Source organism: Streptomyces sp. NPDC001549 (assembly GCF_042894025.1).
Classification (GTDB): domain Bacteria; phylum Actinomycetota; class Actinomycetes; order Streptomycetales; family Streptomycetaceae; genus Streptomyces; species Streptomyces kutzneri.
This window is the reverse complement of sequence record NZ_JBIAVJ010000037.1, coordinates 33,278-49,566: the sequence shown is the minus strand read 5'-3', so window position 1 is coordinate 49,566 and position 16,289 is coordinate 33,278. Positions and strand designations below refer to the sequence as shown.

Sequence of the window (16,289 nt, the reverse complement as noted above, 5' to 3'; positions counted from 1 at the left end):
CCCGGCCCTGAAGGACCGGGCTTGGAGGTGGCGCCCAACTGGCTGCTGGGTTGGCTCCTCCGTCCAGGCCACCTATGGGGTGGCAGGGACGCGTGACTCACGCCCCGCGGTCCACACGGTCTCGCCCTTGCGGGCGAGGTTGTGGGACGCGTTGTCGTCCGCGTGCATGAGGGCCCCGCAGGACCGGCACGCGAACGTCGCTTGATCGACCCGGTTCTTCCGGTCGATGTGTCCGCACTCGGAGCACTGCTGACTCGTGTATGCCGGATCGACGTACACCAGCGGCACCCCGGCCCGCTTCGCCTTGTACTCGACGAAGGCGGCGAGCTGGTGGAAGCTCCACGAGTGCAGAGAGGTCCGCTGGTCCTTGCGGAGCCGTACCCGGCTTCGGATGCCCGTGAGGTCTTCCAGGGCGATACCCGAGCCGGTGCGTTCAGCGGTGGTGACGATGGTCTTGGAGACGATGTGGTTGACGTTGGCGGCGTGCCGGGCTTCCTTGCGGGAGCGCTTCCTGAGGAGACGTTTCGCGGACTTGGTGCCCTTGGCCTGGAGCTTCTTGCGTAGATCGAGCTGTCGCTTCCGGTGCCGGTTCAGGCCGCGCCCGGCAGCCCGGTAACCGGTGGAGGTGGTGGCGATGTTGACGATGCCGAGGTCGACGCCGATGAACCCGTCCGGCTCGTACAGATCCGGCTCGGGGACATCGCAGACGGCGATCAGGTAGAACACGCCGTCGCGTTCGATCAGGTCGGACTCGCCCCTGCGGTGCTCACGGAGCATCTTGAGCGTGCCCGGGGAGCAGGCGAAGCGGACGCGCTGGAGCCGTCCGGCCGTCGTCCAGACTGACACCGTTCGGGCGTCGTACTGCCAGGACAGGCACCGGTCGTCATACGGCTGCGCCGCGTCGGGGCGAAACGTGATCGGCTTCGACTCCGCCTTGACCCTGCGCTTCGCACCGGGCTTGCCCAGGTTCCCGGCGCGGATGTTCGCCTTCAGCGTGGTGTAGGCGTCACGGGTCTTCTTGATGACGTGCTGTGCGGCCTGCGCCCCCAGCCCGCGCGCCTTCAACTCGGCGTAGGTGTGCTTGCGCAGCTCGTACTCACGCGGGACACCACGCTCGAACGCCACACCGGACACCCAGCACGCGGCCTCGTTGACCGTACGCAGGGTCGCCGACAACGCGGCGGCCTGGCCGGCCTCCGGCATCAGCTTCACCTGCGCCACGATCTTCACAATTGGTGATCATACCGTTGCCCTACGTTGCCGCGCCGGGAGTCGAGCTCCGCCATCCGCAGGGGGCGTAAGGTCGTCCGCACCCTCCAAGCCCACGTGGTCTTCACACCCGAGTACCGGCGCGGGCCGTTCACCAACGAGATCCTTCGACGCCGCGAAGAAGTCATGCGGGATGTGTGCGCCGACTTCGAGACCGAGCCGGTTGAGTTCAACGGCCAACGCGATCATGTGCACCTCCTGGTGCACTACCCGCCCAAGGCCGCCCTGTCCCGGCTCGCCGGTTCCCTCAAGGGCGTCTCCGCCCGACGGCTGCGGCAGGAGTGCCCGGAGCACATCCGTAAGGGCCTGCGGGGCGCACACTTCTGGTCACCCTCCTCCTTCGCCGCCTCATGCGGCGGAGCACCGCTGTCCGCCATCAAGGAGTACATCGAGCAGCAAAAACGTCCGCTCCAGCCTGCAGGTCAGAACAGTCCAGAGAAGCGATTCCTCCCAGGCCCCAAGGCCCGGGCGGGGTTCCTCGCTAGATCATGCTGAACCGACCGGCTACGCCCCCAGGTGGGGCAGCGGACCCGCGGGGTACGGGGTCTCCGTCGGCAGCAGGGCGCGCGCGGCCGCCTCGTCCCCGGCCGCGAGCAGGCCGCGGATCTCCCGGGCCAGCCCGGTCACGTCACGGATGCCGACCGTCCACTCGTCCGCGTAGGCCCGGGACGCGGGACCGGACAGGCCCAGCTGGAGCGAGCGGTACGGCAGCGGATTCAGCCGCAGGTCCCGCTCCGGGTCCCACTGGACCCGCGCCGGCGCCCCGAGCAGGGATTCCTTCCAGGCCGTCCGGTCCTCGTGCACGCCGGGCACGTAGTGGGACAGGCAGGCGTCGCGCAGCGCCCGGTCGAAGCCCTCGCGGGTGATCTCGACCGCCAGCACCGTCTCCTGGTCGGCCTTGGTGCCCCAGCCGCAGCGGTACATCATCCACAGGAACGACGGCTTGATCCACGTCATCCGCTCACGCTTCCAGGCGGGCGGGAAGCGGCCGTCGCGGGCGGCCGGCACCCCGAGCGAGGGGGAGTAGGCCTGGTACACCGTGATCGTGGAGTCGGTGTGCGCCGCGCGGATCTGGCGGTTCGGGACGTGCTCGTCGGACATGGACCCAGGATGGCGGCCCGTCACCCTGCTGACCATCGGTTTTCGGCGGGGCCGGCGCGGACCGGGAGCCGCCCCGCCACCGCCCCGGCACCGCCGCCCCCGCCGCCGCCCCTACAGCTGGTCGTCCGCCAGCTCCGCGACACCCGTGATCCGGTGCAGCGCGTACGTCCGCACCTCGTCCGCCGTGTGGTCGTACCCGGTGACGAAGCCGCCCTCCACCCGCACCGGCGCGATGACCCGCTGGCTCGCCGCGCCCTCCGCGTTCACATACCCGATCCACACCGCCGACCCGGTCAGCGCGGCCGCCTGCACCGTCGCCAGGGTCTCCGCCGCGCTCGTGCGCGGGAGTTCGCCCGGCACCCCGGCGGCGGAGGCCGTCGCGGGCTCCTTGCGCACCGCCGTCGCCGCCACATCGCCCGCGCGGATCGCCCGTACGGCCGCCGCCAGCAGCGTCGCGTCCGGCACCGGCGGACCCTCCGGCACCGGTACGGGCGCCGAGCGGGCCGGGGTGCGGTGGGCGTCGGCCCGCGCCACCAGCACGTCGCCGGTACGGGACTCCGCGGCCGGCGCGTAACCCATCGCCCGCAAGCCCTCCAGCAGGACGGTCGGATCCGCCTGCGCCGCCAGGACCGTCGGCGCGAGGCGGCGCAGCCCCAGCCCGGCCGAGCGCTTGTCGGCCAGGATCTCGCCCAGCATCGCGTCGTCGTCGCAGCGCAGGTACGAGGAGGCCGCGCCGACCCGCAGGTGTCCGTGCCGGCGGGCCACGTCGTCGATCAGGTAGGCCAGCGGCTGCGGCACCGGTGTGCGGCTGTGCTCCTTGAGGAAGGCGTGCAGGTCCGCGGCGGCATGACCGGCGTCCAGGGCCCGGCGCACCGAGCCGGGCGTGAACCGGTACACCGTCGCCCCGCCCTTGGACTCCACGTCCGCGAGCACGGCGAGGGTGTCGCTCAGCGGGCGGCGCAGCGGGCCCGGGGCCACCGCCGTCAGGTCGGCCTGCAGCAGCACGTGGTCGACCGGCTCCGGCAGCAGCGGGGCCAGCAGCGGCGCCGGGTCGCGGTGCTCCAGCAGGGCCCGGCCGGGCCCGGACAGGGCGCCCCGGCCGGTCACCCCGAGGACCTCCGCCTCGGCGAGCACCCAGCGCGCGAGGCGGGCCCGCAGGTCGCTCGCCCCGCGTACGGGACGCTCCCAGGCGAGCCGCGCCAACAGGGTCTCCGGGTCGGGCGCCCCGCCCTCGGGCAGGTCGCCGAGAAGCTCCAGCACGCGCCGGCGCACCTCGGGGGCGGCGGAGCGGTCGAGTTCGGGGCCGAGCGCGGAGAGCGTGCGTCCCTTGGTGTCCTGCTCGCCGACCAGCGGGGCCGTGCGGGTGGCCGGCAGCCAGGCCGCCGCGAGGTGCGACCAGCGCTCGGCGGGCGGCAGTTCGACCCAGTCGTCGAAGGCCGGGGTGGGCGCGTACCGCTCGTCCGCCTCCCCGTCGCTGGCCAGCAGACCGGCCGCATAGGCCAGTTCGGCCCAGAAGGCCGCCTGCTGCTCGGTCGTGTCCAGCAGGGCCGCGGCCCGCTTCAGGTCCCGTACGGAGAGCCCGCCCGCCCGCAGCACCGGCGGACCGGCGTGCTCCCAGGACTTCACCAGCTCCTCGACGGTGGCCAGCGCGGCCAGCGCCTGTCCGGCGGCGTTCGCGTCCACAAGCTGTGGACGGTGCTCGCGGTGCGCGGGCACCGGCGGAGCCACCGGCGCGGTGTCCCGGTGCGCGAGCCCGCCGCGCAGGTGCAGCGCCACCTCGCGGGGCAGCACGACGGTCCGCGCCGTCGCGGGCAGCAGCAGCCCCCGGTCGCGCAGCCAGCGCACCGGCGGCGTCGGATTCGGCGTGACCTCCCCGTACGGCGGCCCCCACACGAGCCGCCCCAGTACCTGGTGCGCCTCCGCCGGAGCCTCGTCCAGCAGCGCCGACATCCGCTCCGGATCGGTGAACAGCCCGGTCAGCGCGGTCACCGCGGACACCGGGTCGTGGGTGGCGGGCAGCCCGACGGCCGCCACGATCTCCTGCACCCGGGTCGGCGACATCCCGGCCGTGGCCTCGGCGACGGTCGGACCCAGCCCGGTGGGGGAGGGACGGGAGGCCGAGGGGGCGAGCAGCTCGCGCGCCGTGCGGACCAGCCGCAGCCGGTCCTCGTCGCCCCACACCAGGGCCTGATCGCGCAGGGTGGCCAAAACGTCGGGGAGCGCGGCGCGGGCCCGTTCGTCCTCGCCGCCCGTCAGCAGCCCCTCCAGCACCGCGTACGGGCACGGCTCCGGGCCCACCGCGAGGGCCTCGGCGGTCTGCAGGGCGAACCGGTCCAGGTGGTCCAGGGCGCGCACCACCGAGGCCCGGGTCCCGGCCCGGGTGGCCAGCTGCGTCACATCGCCGGGCACCGGACCGAGCAGGTCCGGGCGGGCGCGCAACAGGGCCGCGAGCGCCCCGTCGTCACGGGCGCGCAGCGCCTCGGCGAGTGAACGCGGGGAGCTTCCCGCCGGGCTCCCGCCGGCGGATCCCGCCGCAGTGCTTGCCTCGGGCACAGTCGCCTCCTGGTCGCGTCGGCCGGTCAGTCGGCCGGTCCCCATCCGGCCAACGGTATCCGCTGCGCCCGCAGCAGCTCCACGGGCGCACGCGCTACCTTCGGGACAGGGGGTAAGGGAGGAGCCTGGGCGTGGGGATCGAAAGCGACCATCTGGTCTACGAATATCTGAGCCGCGTCGGGGACTTGGCGCAACAGCGGCAGCTGTCCTCCGGTGACCGGATGCGGCTGGTGTCGGGGCTGCGGGACGAGATCGACCGTCGGCGCGCCAAGTACGACCCGGACACCCCGGCCGCCGTACGGCGCATCCTGGAGCGGATCGGCACGCCCGAGGAGGTCCTGGACACCCTCGGCTCCCGGCAGGGCGCGGCCCCCGCCCCCGCGGCCCCCGTCGACGCCGGTCTGTCGGTCCCCGTCCAGCGGGGACCGGGCCGCCTGCGCAGCCGGAAGGCGGCCCCGGCCCGTCCGGCGGCGGAGCCCGAGAACGTGCCGCCGCACCTGGCCGGGCTGGACGAGCTCGGCCCGTCCGGCGGGGCCGAGCCCGACTGGTGGCGGGTGAGCCCGGCGGCGTACGGGGCGGGCCCGCAGGTCGACGGCTTCGCGGGCGGCATCGAGATCCCGGACCTGTTCAAGGAAGGGCCGCAGGACGAGCCGCGGGAGGGGGAGGCGGCGCCGGCTCCGCCCGGGGAGGACGAGGGGCGCGCGCGGAGCCTCGTACGGTTCCTGCGCGAGCGGCGGCGCGCGAAGAAGGACGCGGCGGCCGGGGCCGCCGGGCCGGAAGCCCCGGCGGCCCCGGCAGCCCGCCCGCGGCCGAACGCCCTCCTGCTGCTGGCGGCGGCCGTCCTCGTCGTCGGCGTGGTCACCGGCTACTGGCTGCTCCTCGTGGTCGGCTGGCTCCTTCCGTTCGCCTCGCGCGTGCTGGGGCCGGCCGAGCGGAAATGGGTGGTCTTCGGCCCGCCCGGCGCGGTGCTCGCGGGGGCGGTGCTGTGGGTGTGGGGCCGGATGAACGGCAAGTGGGGGGAGACCCTGCCCGACGACCAGCTGAGCGGGGCGCTGCACGGGATGTGGCCGTGGGTCCTGCGGGGCGCTGCGCTGGCCTCCGTGCTGTACCTGGTGTGGCGGGCGCGGCGGCGGTAGCCGGGGGCGCGGCGCCGCTGCCGGGGCTCCGCCCCGGACCCCGCGCCTCAATCGCCGGCGAGGCTGAAAGACCGGGGCTCCGCCCCGAGCCCCGCGCCTCAGTCGCCGGCGGGGCTGGAGTTGGTCGGTCAGCCGCCTACGATCGTGCGCTGCATCTTCTCCATCGGGTTGGCGTCGGCCGTCTTGACCAGGTCGAGGAAGGCGGGGGACTGGGCGAGCTCCAGGAGCTGGTCGTTGGTGACGGGCGCCGAGGTGTTCGAGGCGGTGTGCGGGTTGACGGACAGCCGGACGTCACTCTGGCCGTAGCGGAAGGTGAGCTCCGCCCCGGTGGTCGTCGCGGAGTCCATCGGAAGGGTCATCGCATTGGCCGCGATGCCGCCGGGCAGAGTGGTCTTCTTGCAGGTCATGCCCCTCACCTCGACGCAGGGTTTCTGCGTGGTGCCGGGCTCCGACGGCCGTACCGAGAAGATGACGACGAACGTCTTGCCGTCCTTGGTGGCGTGGTACATGCGCACGGAGAGGTCGGTCCGCTGCACGGTGCCCACCGTCTTGGGCAGCAGCTGCTGGAGCACGCCGACGGCCTGGTTCTGGAAGTTCTCCTGCCGGGCCCGTTCGGCGGGCGGCAGATCGGCCATCGACGATTGGCCCGGCGTCGGTTCGATGTGGACCGGCGGCACCGGGCCGGTGGTGTCCGTCGGCGACGGGGCCACCCCGGTCACCCCGGAGCTCCGGGTCGTTTCCTGGCCGCCGTCCGGCAGGACGAGGGCTCCGGCCAGGCCGAGCCCGGCCACGGCCAGTACCGCACCGCCGATCGCCGCCCGGACGCGCGCCTTGCGGCGCAGGCCCTGGGCACGGGCCGGGCCCACCAGATCCGCCGTGGCGGGCAGTTCCGCCGTCGCACGGTCCATCGCGTCCCGGACGAGCATGGCTGCGGCCCGGTCGTCCGTGTGGTCTTCGTTGGTACCCATGGCGTCTCCTCAGCTCTCGGTGGCGTAGATGTGGGCCTCGCCCAGCCGGGCGCGCAGCTTCGCCAAGGCGCGCGAGCACTGGCTCTTGACCGTGCCCTCGCTGCAGCGCAGCAGTTCGGCGACGGTCTCGACGCTCAGGTCCTCCCAGTAGCGCAGGACGACCATGGCCCGGGCCCGCGGCGGGAGTTCGGCCAGCGCGGCGAGCAGGGTGACGCGCAGCTCGGCGTGCTCGGGCAGGGGGGCCGGAGCGGCGTGCCGGTGGGCGAGGAGGTCGCGCAGCCGCCGTCGTCGCTCGGCGAGGAAGGTGCGGGTCAGTACGGTTCTGGCGTAGGCCTCGGGATGGTCGGCGGCGGACACCCGCCGCCAGTGCTGGAACAGCTTCGCGAGCGTCGTCTGCGTCAGATCGCGTGCGCCGTCGGCGTTCCCGCACAGCAGGTACGCGGTCCGGTACAGCTTGCGCTGACCGGCCCGGGCAAAGGCCTCGAAGTCCTGCTCGGTGCCTGGTGGCATCCGCCCTCCCCTTCACATCGTGTCTCACCCGGTCCTGAGCGCTGTCGCACGGAAAAGGTTGAACACGGATCCGAAGTTTTTTCACCGGGCAGGGCCGAGCCCTCGGCGTGCGTTCCCCTGTTGTAGGCCCGCAGTCGATCTCCCGTACGGCCGCCTCGGCACAATGGAGGGTATGAACCTCACCGTCGGCTTCGACCTCGACATGACCCTCATCGACTCGCGCCCGGGAATCAAGGCCGCCTACCAGGCCCTCTCGGCCGAGACGGGAACCTTCATCGACGCCGACGAGGCGGTCACCCGGCTGGGTCCGCCGCTGGAGGAGGAGCTCGCGCACTGGTTCCCGGAGGCCGAGATCCCGGCCATGACCGAGCGCTACCGCGAGATCTACCCCACGTACGCCATCGGGCCGACCCCGGCCATGCCGGGCGCCCGCGAGGCGATCGAGGCCGTCCAGGCACTGGGCGGCCGCGCGATCGTCGTCACGGCCAAGCACGAGCCCAACGCCCGCCTGCACCTGTCGCACCTCGGCATCGAGGCCGACGCGGTCATCGGCTGGCTCTGGGCGGAGGCCAAGGCCGGTGCGCTGCGCGAGTACGGGGCGCAGGTCTACGTCGGCGACCACGTCGGCGACGTACGCGGGGCCCGTACGGCCGGCGCGCTGTCCGTGGTGGTGCCGACGGGCCCGTGCCCGGAGGAGGAACTGCGCGAGGCGGGCGCGGACGTGGTGCTGCCCGACCTCACCGCGCTGCCGCAGTGGCTCGCCCAGTACGTCGCCGCGCAGCCCGTCTGAGGACTTCCCGGGCGGCTACGCCTGCGAGGCCCGGGCGGCCCGGCGCTGCGCCGCGGCCGAGCGGAGCACGCCCGCCGCGGAGATGGCGAAGCCGACGCCCATGAGCATGCAGACCGCCCACGCGTACGGCGGGAACGGGTCGATGTCGAGGAAGAGCGGAGCCACGGTCGCCAGTGTGGCCACGGCCCCGGCGATGAACACGATGCCGCCGGCCTTGACGAGTCCGTCGCCGGGCCGCGCTTCGTCGGAATGAGGAGTAACAGTCACCTCACCAGGGTAGTTCCCTGGCCGAAGCAGCCGACCGTGAAGGACCGGGGAACGTCTTGTCACCCGGCCCCCGACCATTAGCCTTGAGGCGGCGGGTCACACATGGCCCGCTGCGCTGTTGTCCGGAGCCGTTCACGGCACTTCGGACCCCCGACGAGCACAAGGACAGAGGACGGACGTGCCTACCGGCAAGGTCAAGTGGTTCAACAGTGAGAAGGGCTTCGGCTTTCTCTCCCGCGACGACGGCGGCGACGTCTTCGTCCACTCGTCGGTGCTCCCTGCCGGGGTGGACGCTCTCAAGCCCGGCCAGCGCGTGGAGTTCGGTGTCGTCGCGGGTCAGCGCGGTGACCAGGCACTTTCGGTGACGGTACTGGACCCGGCACCCTCCGTCGCGGCGGCGCAGCGGCGCAAGCCCGACGAGCTCGCCTCGATCGTGCAGGACCTCACGACCCTGCTGGAGAACATCACCCCGATGCTGGAGCGCGGCCGCTACCCCGACAAGCTGCACGGCACGAAGATCGCCGGACTGCTGCGCGCGGTGGCCGACCAGCTCGACGTCTGAGCCCCGCACCGTCACGCGTACGACTGCGCCCCGCCACTCGAAAGAGCGGCGGGGCGCAGCCGTGTGTGCGGGGCGATCAGTCCTGCGGGAAGTCCAGCGAGCCGGGCGGGATGGCCGGTACCAGCCCCTCGGCCGCCGCCCGCGTCAGCAGTCCGCGCACCGCCGCGTAGCCGGAGTCGCCGAGGTCGGCGGTGAACTCGTTGACGTAGAGACCGATGTGCTGGTCGGCGACGGCCGGGTCCAGCTCCTGGGCGTGCGCGCGGACGTACGGGCGGGAGGCCTCCGGGTCGTCCCAGGCCATCCGGACCGACGTACGGGCCGACTCGGCCAGCGCGCGCAGCCGCTCCGCGCCCAGCGAGCGCCGGGCGATGATCGCACCGAGCGGGATCGGCAGGCCGGTCGTGGACTCCCAGTGCTCACCCATGTCGGCGAGGCAGTGCAACCCGTAGTCCTGATAGGTGAACCGGGCCTCGTGGATCACCAGCCCGGCGTCCACCCGGCCGTCCCGGACCGCCGGCATGATCTCGTGGAACGGCAGGACGACGACCTTGCCGACGCCCTCCGGCAGCACGTCCGCGGCCCACAGCCGGAACAGCAGGTAGGCGGTGGAGCGTTCGCTCGGCACGGCCACCGTCCGCCCGGCCAGGTCGAGCCCCGGCTCGCGGGTCAGCACCAGCGGGCCGCAGCCGCGCCCCAGCGCCCCGCCGCACGGCAGCAGCGCGTACTCCTCCAGCACCCACGGCAGCACGGCGTACGACACCTTCAGCACGTCCAGCTCGCCCCGCTCGGCCATGCCGTTGGTGAGGTCGATGTCCGCGAAGGTGACGTCGAGGGCGGGCGCGCCCGGTACCCGGCCGTGGGCCCACGCGTCGAAGACGAAGGTGTCGTTCGGGCAGGGCGAATAGGCGATCTTCAGCGGTTCACCGGTGCGGGTGCTCATGGCGTTCTCCCCAGTTCGCGAGTACGGGCCCCAGCACGCGGAAGCCGTCGGCGAGCGCGGCGAGCGCGTCCCCGATCCGCCAGGCGGCACGGTCACGAGGGCCCACGGCGTTGGACACGGCGCGGATCTCCAGTACGGGCAGCCCGTGCGCGGTGGCCGCCTCCGCGACCCCGAAACCCTCCATGGCCTCGGCCCCGGCCATCGGGTGCCGGGCGGCGAGCGCGGCGGCCCGGGCGGCGGTCCCGGTCACGGTGGAGACGGTCAGCACGGGCGCGAGCAGCGCCCCGGTCGCTTCGGCGGCGCGGGCGGCGAGCTCGGCGGGCGGCAGGTGCACACTGTGCCCGAAGCCGAGCTCCGTCACGCCGAGGAAGCCGTCGGGGGTCTCGGCCCCCAGGTCGGCGGCGACGATCGCGTCGGCGACCACGAGGGAACCGAGCGGGGCGGCGGGCGCGAACCCGCCGCCGATGCCGGCGGAGACGACGAGCGAGTAGTCGGCGAGGGCCAGGGCGGTGGCGGTCCCGGCGGCGGCCGCCGCCGGACCGACGCCCCCGACGAGCACGTCGAAGGCGATGCCCGGAAGGTCCCGGCGGTTGATGAGGTAACCGCCGGGGAGCGTGCGCGGGCCGGGACCGAAGGCGTCGGGATGAGGGGTCAGCCCGGTGGTGACGGAGTCTGCCTCCGCCGCCACCGCGGTCACGACGAGCGCGCGCACCGCTGCCGCCCGGTTACTTGAGCTTGAGGTTGAAGGACCAGACGGCGAGCGGCTTGCCGTCCTCGGCGATCTGCAGGAACGCGAGCTTCTTCGAGGAAGGGGCCTCGCCCTGGCCGCCGGTCGCGAAGACGTCGGCACCCGGGAAGCTGCGGTAGGTGTTCGAGGAGGGCTCGGTGATCGGCTGGCCGTCCAGGACCGCCGACCAGCGCCTGCCGTCCTCGACGATCTCCGGCTCGACACCGAGACGCAGCGTGTCACCGCGGGCGTACTCGACGGTCTTGGGGTTCTTGAGGTTGGTGAGGCACTCCTGGACCTGGTCCATGGAGAGCTCCTTGCCGTCGTTGTGGCAGGAGGCTTCGGCGGACACCGACGAGGTGCCGACCGTCACGGTCGCCAGCGGTGTCGGCTTCTCGCCGCAGGCGGAGAGGAGGAGGAGGCCGGCGGACACGGCTCCGAGGGCCGCGACGCTGCGGCGGGCCCTACCCGAGAAAAGCGGTGCGGTCATGAGCCGAAGGCTATCGGGCCGGTGGGCTGCGCCGCCGCACGGGGTACCGGTGGCCTGCGGCGCGGCGCGGTTCTGCCGGTGCGGCGCCGCCGCGCGAGCGGCCCCGGGCTCCGCCCGGGCTTCCTGGGGCTCCGCCCCAGACCCCGCGCCTCAAACGCCGGCGGGGCTGGATTGGCCGGCCGGGCTGGGTGGGTGCGCCTCAAACGCCGGCGGCGCTGGGTTGGCCGGCGGGGCTGAAGTGTTACGCCACGCGGGGGCGGGTGGTGCCCGGGTGGTGGGGGCGGGGGGCCGAGAGGACGCCGCGCAGCGCCATCGTCGTGCCCAGGGCCACGATCGCCGCGGCCACCGACATCCCCAGTACGCCGTTCAGCGGCAGCACGATGCCGATCGCGCCGCCCAGGACCCACGCCACCTGGAGCAGCGTCTCCGAACGGGCGAAGGCCGAGGTCCGCACCGACTCCGGCACGTCCCGCTGGATCATCGCGTCCAGCGACAGCTTCGCCAGCGCCTGGCAGAAGCCCGCCGTCGCGCCCAGCACGGCCATGAACAGCCCGCTGAAGAACACCGCCGCGAGCACCGCCACGCCCAGGGTCAGGCACAGCACCGCCGCGATGATCGCCTCCGGCGCCCGCGCCCGCAGCCACGCGCCCGCCGCCGTGCCGCAGGCGTTGCCCACGCCCGCCGAGACGCCCACGATGCCCAGCGACACCGCCGCGCTCTGCCCGCCCAGGGGATGCTCACGCAGCAGGAACGCCAGGAAGAAGATCAGGAACCCGGACAGCGCACGCATCGAGGCGTTCGCCAGCAGCCCGCACAGCACCGACCGGCTGACCGTCCTGAGGCCCGGCCGCTTCGAGTGCGCCTCGTGCGTGGACAGGCGCGCCCGGCGCTCGCCCTTGGCCTCGTCCACCTTGTGCGGCAGCGTGAACGCCGCGACGGTGCCCCACACGAAGATCGCGCAGGCCCCGTACAGCGGCCACGGCGGCCCGATCAGATGCAGGGCGGCACCCACCGGCGCCGCCACGCCCGTGGCCAGCAGACCGGCCAGTGTGACCCGCGAGTTCGCCTTGACGAGTGAGAATTTCGGCGGCAGCAGCCGGGGCACGACCGCGCTGCGCACCACCCCGTACGACTTCGACGCCACCAGCACGCCCAGCGCCGCCGGATACAGCTGAATGCCCCCCGTGGCCACCGCGCCCGACATCAGCAGTGCCAGCAGCGCGCGCGCCAGCATCGCGGCCGCCATCGAAGCCCGGCGGCCGTGCGGCAGCCGGTCCAGGAGCGGGCCGATCACCGGGGCCAGCACGGTGAAGGGGGCCATCGTGATGCCGAGGTACAGGGCCACCCGGCCCCGTGCCTCGTCCGTGGGAACGGAGAAGAACACCGTTGAGGCCAGCGCCACCGTGATCAGCATGTCGCCGGCGCCGTTGATGGCGTGCAGCTCGATCAGCTTGCCGAGGCCCGATTCACCGGCCCCGTGCGCGTGCGTGGCCCGCCGGATCCCCCGCGCCGGAAGGTGCAGCGCACGCCCGACAGCCCGGCCGGCCCGCCTGGCCGGTCCCGAGCCGTCGTCGGACGACCGTACGGGTGCCACACTCGACATAGTGCCCCACCCGGCCCTGCCGGGCGCCTCCCGGCGCGTCGCCCGGTCGGTGGCTTGTCCGCGAATCGGACCTTGCATGTGTGCCCGAGGCTTAAGAGGAGGTAGCGTGCGTAGCGCGCCACCGGCGGTTGCTCCTGGCCGCGCGCCTCTTCGTGATCCCGCAGAATGGGTTGCAGTGAGGTGCGCCCGGAGTCCGATCGGGTGCGGACGTCGACGCGGCCCTCTGGTCCGCTCCGCCCGTGCCACGTACGGACAGCACCGACGGGTCGTTGTGGACGACAGTACGGACGGCGCACACGTGAGACGGCGTAGGAGAGAACGAGACCAGTGAGTGCTGCGACGACGCGAAGCCGTACCCCGCGTACCCCCGACCGCCTGTGCGTCGAGGCGGTAGAACTCGCCCGCGCGGCGGCCGAGGAGGCCGCCTTCCCCGGAGTGGTGGGCGCGCACGTCTCCGCCGTGGCGGAGGGCGACCGCGTCGTCACCCACTTCTTCGAGTCCAAGGAACCGGGCTACCGCGGCTGGCGCTGGGCCGTCACCGTGACCCGCGCCTCCCGCGCGAAGAACGTCACCCTCGACGAAACGGTGCTGCTGCCCGGCGACGACGCGCTACTGGCCCCCGAGTGGGTGCCGTGGAGCGAGCGGCTGCGCCCCGGCGACATGGGCCCCGGCGACCTGCTGCCCACCGACGCCGAGGACCTGCGCCTGGAGCCGGGCTGGTCGGGCGAGGACACCCCGCCGCCGAACTCGGTGGTCTCCACCGAGATGGCCGAACTGGTCGAGGCCGAGGACGCCGACGTCACCGACCGCGCGGTGGTCCCCGTACGCGGCTCCATCACCTCGGTCGCCGAGGAACTGGGCATGCGCCGGGCGCGCGTGCTCTCGCGGTACGGGCTGCACACCGCCGCCGACCGCTGGGACGAGTCCTTCGGCGCCAAGACCCCGATGGCGCAGGCCGCGCCCGCGTCCTGCGTCTCCTGCGGCTTCCTGGTCGCCATCGGCGGCTCGCTCGGCCAGGCCTTCGGCGTCTGCGCGAACGAGTTCAGCCCGGCCGACGGCCGTCTGGTGTCGCTGTCCTACGGCTGCGGCGGCCACTCGGAGGCCGCGGTCATGCCGGCGCCGCTGCGCCCGGCCCCGCCGGTGCTCGACTCGATGGCCTCGGACGAGTTCACCCTGCGGCCGGCCCCCGACACCGGATCGGTCCCGGTCTCGGAGTCGGACCTGCCGGCCGCGGACCTCGGCCACTCGTAGCCCGCCCGGCAGGCCCCTTCCGGTGGCCGTGCGGCGTACCCTCGCCCCATGGGGGACACGGGCGCGGACACGGACATGGACATGGTGGGACTGACCGGCCGGGTGACCGGGACGGTCGGGCCGGGGCTGGTGGGCGAGGTCATCGTACGGATCCGGGGCGGGGCGGAGCACTTCCTCGCCCATCCGGTCGCGGGGACCGGCCGCATCGCCGTCGGGACGGTGGTGACGGTGGTCGAGTACCTGCCGCCGCGCACGGTGTACGTGATGGCCGCCTACGACAACTGACGCCCCGTCCCACCTGTACGTATCAGGATGGCGACAAGACGCGGCCCGCATCTTCCGGCGGGGCCGCGGCAGGCGCAGACTCGGCCTCGTCGGTGCCGAACGGCATCGCGCTAAGGGGGCGTTGCCGATGGCTATCGGCGTCGTGGCGGGAATCGTTCTCGCCGCAATCGTGGCTCTGATCGGCCTGTTCAAGCTCATGTGGCGGGTGGCCGAACCGAACGAGGCACTCGTCATCTCCGGCTCCACGCACAAGACCGAGGGCCTCGGGCAGGGCATGGGGTTCCGCATCGTCACCGGGCGGGGGACGCTCGTACTCCCGGGCGTGCAGGCGGTACGGAAACTGTCCCTGGACCTCAACGAGACACAGCTGTCCGTGGACTGCGTCACCCACCAGGGCATCCCGCTGCGGGTGAAGGGCGTCGTCATCTTCAAGGTCGGCGACGACCTCGTGTCGATCGCCAACGCGGCCCGCCGTTTCCTGGACCAGCAGAAGATGATGCCCGAGCGCGTGCACATCGTCTTCGCCGGCCATCTGCGCTCCATCGTGGGCGGGTTGACGGTCGAGGACATGATCCGTGACCGGGAGAAGCTGACGGGCCAGACCCGGATGGCGTGCGGTACCGAGATGGAGAAGCTCGGCCTGATCGTCGACTCGCTGCAGATCCACGAGATCGAGGACCCGACCGGCTACATCAAGAACCTGGCGATGCCGCACGCGGCGGCCGTGCAGCGGGACGCGCGGATCGCGCAGGCCGAGGCGAACCGGCTGGCCACGGAGGCCGAGCAGGCCGCCTTCGCCCGGATGGCCGAGGCGACGCGGGACAGCGAGATCCTGCAGGCCGGCTACCAGGCCGAACGGGACAAGGCGGCGGCGACGGCCCGTCAGGCGGGCCCGCTGTCGGAGGCGGCCGCCCGCCAGGAGGTCGTCGTCCAGGAGACCCGGGTCGCGGAGCTGGAGGCGCACCGCCGCGAGCAGCAGCTGCAGGCGGACGTACGCAAGCCCGCGGACGCGGCGGCGTACGAGACCCGCACCCGGGCGGAGGCCGAGCGCGACGCCCAGATCTCGGCGGCGCAGGCGAAGGCACAGGAGACGGAGCTCGCGGCGGCCGCCGAGGCGACGCGGGTGACGACGGCGGCGACCGCCGACGCGCAGGCCGTGGAGGCGCGGGGCATCGCGTCGGCGAAGGCCACGCGGGCGACCGGTGAGGCGGAGGCCGCGGCCACGCAGGCGCGGGGCCTCGCGGAGGCGGAGTCGGCGAAGGCCCGCGGTCTGGCCGAGGCGGAAGCGATCAAGGCACGGGCCGCCGCGCTGGCGGAGAACCAGGAGGCGGTCGTCGCGCAGCAGCTGGCCGAGAACTGGCCGGCGATCGTGGAGGCGGGCGCGGGGGCCTTCGGGAACGTGGAGCACATGGTCCTGCTGAACGGGGCCGAGGGCATGTCGGAGATGTTCGCGAAGGCGCTGACGATGGGCGGCACGGGCCTGGGCGTGGCCCGCCAACTCCTGGCCTCGATGGGCCAGACCCCGCCGTCGGGCACTCCGTCCCCGGCCTCCCCGGCCTCCCCGCCGGTGAACGGCCGCATCCCGATCCGCGAGGAGTAGCCGAAGGCCGGGGGTCGCTGCCGGGCACTTCACCCCTTCCGGCCCACCCCAGCCCCTCCAAGCCCATCCAGCCCCTTCGTCGTTTCACGGTCGGGCCCGGGGCCGGGGGGGGGGGGGGGCGCCCGCGGGGGGGGGGGGGGGGGGGGGGGGGGGGGGGGGGGGGGGGGGCGGGGGGGGGGCCCCGGACCTGTCGGGGGCCTCGCTGCGGGACGTGGAGGTGGTGGACGCGCGGCTGGG

General features: G+C 73.7%; 16 protein-coding genes and 1 pseudogene. 7 read left to right on the top strand and 10 right to left on the bottom strand.

The window, feature by feature from the left end; translation table 11 throughout:
• Positions 1 to 72: 72 nt before the first annotated feature.
• Positions 73 to 1,230, bottom strand: coding sequence for an RNA-guided endonuclease InsQ/TnpB family protein (locus ACFY04_RS39190; protein ID WP_389124969.1), 1,158 nt, complete (start codon positions 1,228 to 1,230; stop codon positions 73 to 75).
• 54 nt (positions 1,231 to 1,284) lie between these two features.
• Here ACFY04_RS39190 and tnpA point away from each other — a divergent pair.
• Positions 1,285 to 1,677: pseudogene (tnpA, locus tag ACFY04_RS39185) on the top strand (IS200/IS605 family transposase); the annotation flags it as partial.
• Positions 1,678 to 1,773: 96 nt separating this feature from the next.
• Here tnpA and ACFY04_RS39180 read toward each other — a convergent pair.
• Both ACFY04_RS39180 and ACFY04_RS39175 read right to left on the bottom strand, forming a co-directional pair.
• The gene (locus ACFY04_RS39180) at positions 1,774 to 2,370 is read right to left on the bottom strand and encodes a DUF4291 domain-containing protein (RefSeq protein ID WP_389124967.1); all 597 of its coding nucleotides are present in this window, start codon (positions 2,368 to 2,370) and stop codon (positions 1,774 to 1,776) included.
• Positions 2,371 to 2,481: 111 nt separating this feature from the next.
• Complete coding sequence (locus ACFY04_RS39175; protein ID WP_389124964.1) at positions 2,482 to 4,968, bottom strand: helicase-associated domain-containing protein; 2,487 nt, start codon at positions 4,966 to 4,968, stop codon at positions 2,482 to 2,484.
• Positions 4,969 to 5,054: 86 nt separating this feature from the next.
• On the opposite strand from ACFY04_RS39175, the gene ACFY04_RS39170 reads away from it, so the two are divergent.
• The gene (locus ACFY04_RS39170) at positions 5,055 to 6,059 is read left to right on the top strand and encodes a hypothetical protein (RefSeq protein ID WP_389124961.1); all 1,005 of its coding nucleotides are present in this window, start codon (positions 5,055 to 5,057) and stop codon (positions 6,057 to 6,059) included.
• A 128-nt stretch (positions 6,060 to 6,187) separates the two neighbouring features.
• Here the strand turns inward: ACFY04_RS39170 and ACFY04_RS39165 are convergent, their stop codons facing one another.
• Complete coding sequence (locus tag ACFY04_RS39165; protein WP_389124958.1) at positions 6,188 to 7,027, bottom strand: hypothetical protein; 840 nt, start codon at positions 7,025 to 7,027, stop codon at positions 6,188 to 6,190.
• A 9-nt stretch (positions 7,028 to 7,036) separates the two neighbouring features.
• The gene (locus ACFY04_RS39160) at positions 7,037 to 7,537 is read right to left on the bottom strand and encodes a SigE family RNA polymerase sigma factor (RefSeq protein WP_389124956.1); all 501 of its coding nucleotides are present in this window, start codon (positions 7,535 to 7,537) and stop codon (positions 7,037 to 7,039) included.
• Between the two features lie 172 nt (positions 7,538 to 7,709).
• On the opposite strand from ACFY04_RS39160, the gene ACFY04_RS39155 reads away from it, so the two are divergent.
• A complete protein-coding gene (locus ACFY04_RS39155; protein WP_389124953.1) occupies positions 7,710 to 8,327 on the top strand; it encodes an HAD family hydrolase in 618 nt (205 codons plus the stop codon).
• A gap of 15 nt (positions 8,328 to 8,342) precedes the next feature.
• On the opposite strand, the gene ACFY04_RS39150 is transcribed toward ACFY04_RS39155, so the two are convergent.
• Positions 8,343 to 8,594, bottom strand: a complete 252-nt coding sequence (locus tag ACFY04_RS39150) for a hypothetical protein (protein WP_389124950.1) — start codon at positions 8,592 to 8,594, stop codon at positions 8,343 to 8,345.
• Between the two features lie 178 nt (positions 8,595 to 8,772).
• Here ACFY04_RS39150 and ACFY04_RS39145 point away from each other — a divergent pair, with 178 nt between their 5' ends.
• Positions 8,773 to 9,156: a cold-shock protein gene (locus ACFY04_RS39145; protein ID WP_389124947.1), complete on the top strand. Its 384-nt coding sequence runs from the start codon at positions 8,773 to 8,775 to the stop codon at positions 9,154 to 9,156.
• 76 nt (positions 9,157 to 9,232) lie between these two features.
• Here ACFY04_RS39145 and ACFY04_RS39140 read toward each other — a convergent pair whose 3' ends face one another.
• From ACFY04_RS39140 to ACFY04_RS39125, 4 genes are all read right to left on the bottom strand, one after another.
• Positions 9,233 to 10,096, bottom strand: coding sequence for a 1,4-dihydroxy-6-naphthoate synthase (locus tag ACFY04_RS39140; protein ID WP_389124944.1), 864 nt, complete (start codon positions 10,094 to 10,096; stop codon positions 9,233 to 9,235).
• Positions 10,077 to 10,808, bottom strand: a complete 732-nt coding sequence (locus tag ACFY04_RS39135) for a futalosine hydrolase (RefSeq protein WP_389124941.1) — start codon at positions 10,806 to 10,808, stop codon at positions 10,077 to 10,079. Before ACFY04_RS39135 ends, ACFY04_RS39140 begins: the two co-directional genes overlap by 20 nt.
• Positions 10,809 to 10,821: 13 nt before the next feature.
• Complete coding sequence (locus ACFY04_RS39130; RefSeq protein WP_327263093.1) at positions 10,822 to 11,313, bottom strand: DUF2771 domain-containing protein; 492 nt, start codon at positions 11,311 to 11,313, stop codon at positions 10,822 to 10,824.
• Positions 11,314 to 11,554: 241 nt separating this feature from the next.
• Positions 11,555 to 12,916 carry an MFS transporter gene (locus tag ACFY04_RS39125; RefSeq protein WP_389124938.1) on the bottom strand — a complete coding sequence of 454 codons (1,362 nt, stop codon included), beginning with the start codon at positions 12,914 to 12,916 and terminating at the stop codon, positions 11,555 to 11,557.
• Between the two features lie 327 nt (positions 12,917 to 13,243).
• Between ACFY04_RS39125 and ACFY04_RS39120 the strand changes: the two genes are divergently transcribed.
• The 3 genes from ACFY04_RS39120 (at position 13,244) to ACFY04_RS39110 (ending at position 16,052) form a co-directional block, all read left to right on the top strand.
• Positions 13,244 to 14,167 carry a DUF3027 domain-containing protein gene (locus ACFY04_RS39120; RefSeq protein ID WP_189735105.1) on the top strand — a complete coding sequence of 308 codons (924 nt, stop codon included), beginning with the start codon at positions 13,244 to 13,246 and terminating at the stop codon, positions 14,165 to 14,167.
• 81 nt (positions 14,168 to 14,248) lie between these two features.
• A complete protein-coding gene (locus ACFY04_RS39115; RefSeq protein WP_389125004.1) occupies positions 14,249 to 14,452 on the top strand; it encodes a hypothetical protein in 204 nt (67 codons plus the stop codon).
• Positions 14,453 to 14,579: 127 nt separating this feature from the next.
• Complete coding sequence (locus ACFY04_RS39110) at positions 14,580 to 16,052, top strand: flotillin family protein (RefSeq protein ID WP_389124935.1); 1,473 nt, start codon at positions 14,580 to 14,582, stop codon at positions 16,050 to 16,052.
• The last annotated feature ends 237 nt before the right edge of the window (positions 16,053 to 16,289 follow it).

Excerpts from the sequence above, each read along its gene's own strand:
- ACFY04_RS39180 (WP_389124967.1), bottom strand. The coding sequence starts at position 2,370 with ATGTCCGACGAGCACGTCCCGAACCGCCAGATCCGCGCGGCGCACACC.
- ACFY04_RS39175 (WP_389124964.1), bottom strand. The coding sequence starts at position 4,968 with ATGGGGACCGGCCGACTGACCGGCCGACGCGACCAGGAGGCGACTGTG.
- ACFY04_RS39165 (WP_389124958.1), bottom strand. The coding sequence starts at position 7,027 with ATGGGTACCAACGAAGACCACACGGACGACCGGGCCGCAGCCATGCTC.
- ACFY04_RS39160 (WP_389124956.1), bottom strand. The coding sequence starts at position 7,537 with ATGCCACCAGGCACCGAGCAGGACTTCGAGGCCTTTGCCCGGGCCGGT.
- ACFY04_RS39155 (WP_389124953.1), top strand. The coding sequence starts at position 7,710 with ATGAACCTCACCGTCGGCTTCGACCTCGACATGACCCTCATCGACTCG.
- ACFY04_RS39140 (WP_389124944.1), bottom strand. The coding sequence starts at position 10,096 with ATGAGCACCCGCACCGGTGAACCGCTGAAGATCGCCTATTCGCCCTGC.
- ACFY04_RS39130 (WP_327263093.1), bottom strand. The coding sequence starts at position 11,313 with ATGACCGCACCGCTTTTCTCGGGTAGGGCCCGCCGCAGCGTCGCGGCC.
- ACFY04_RS39125 (WP_389124938.1), bottom strand. The coding sequence starts at position 12,916 with ATGTCGAGTGTGGCACCCGTACGGTCGTCCGACGACGGCTCGGGACCG.
- ACFY04_RS39115 (WP_389125004.1), top strand. The coding sequence starts at position 14,249 with ATGGTGGGACTGACCGGCCGGGTGACCGGGACGGTCGGGCCGGGGCTG.
- ACFY04_RS39110 (WP_389124935.1), top strand. The coding sequence starts at position 14,580 with ATGGCTATCGGCGTCGTGGCGGGAATCGTTCTCGCCGCAATCGTGGCT.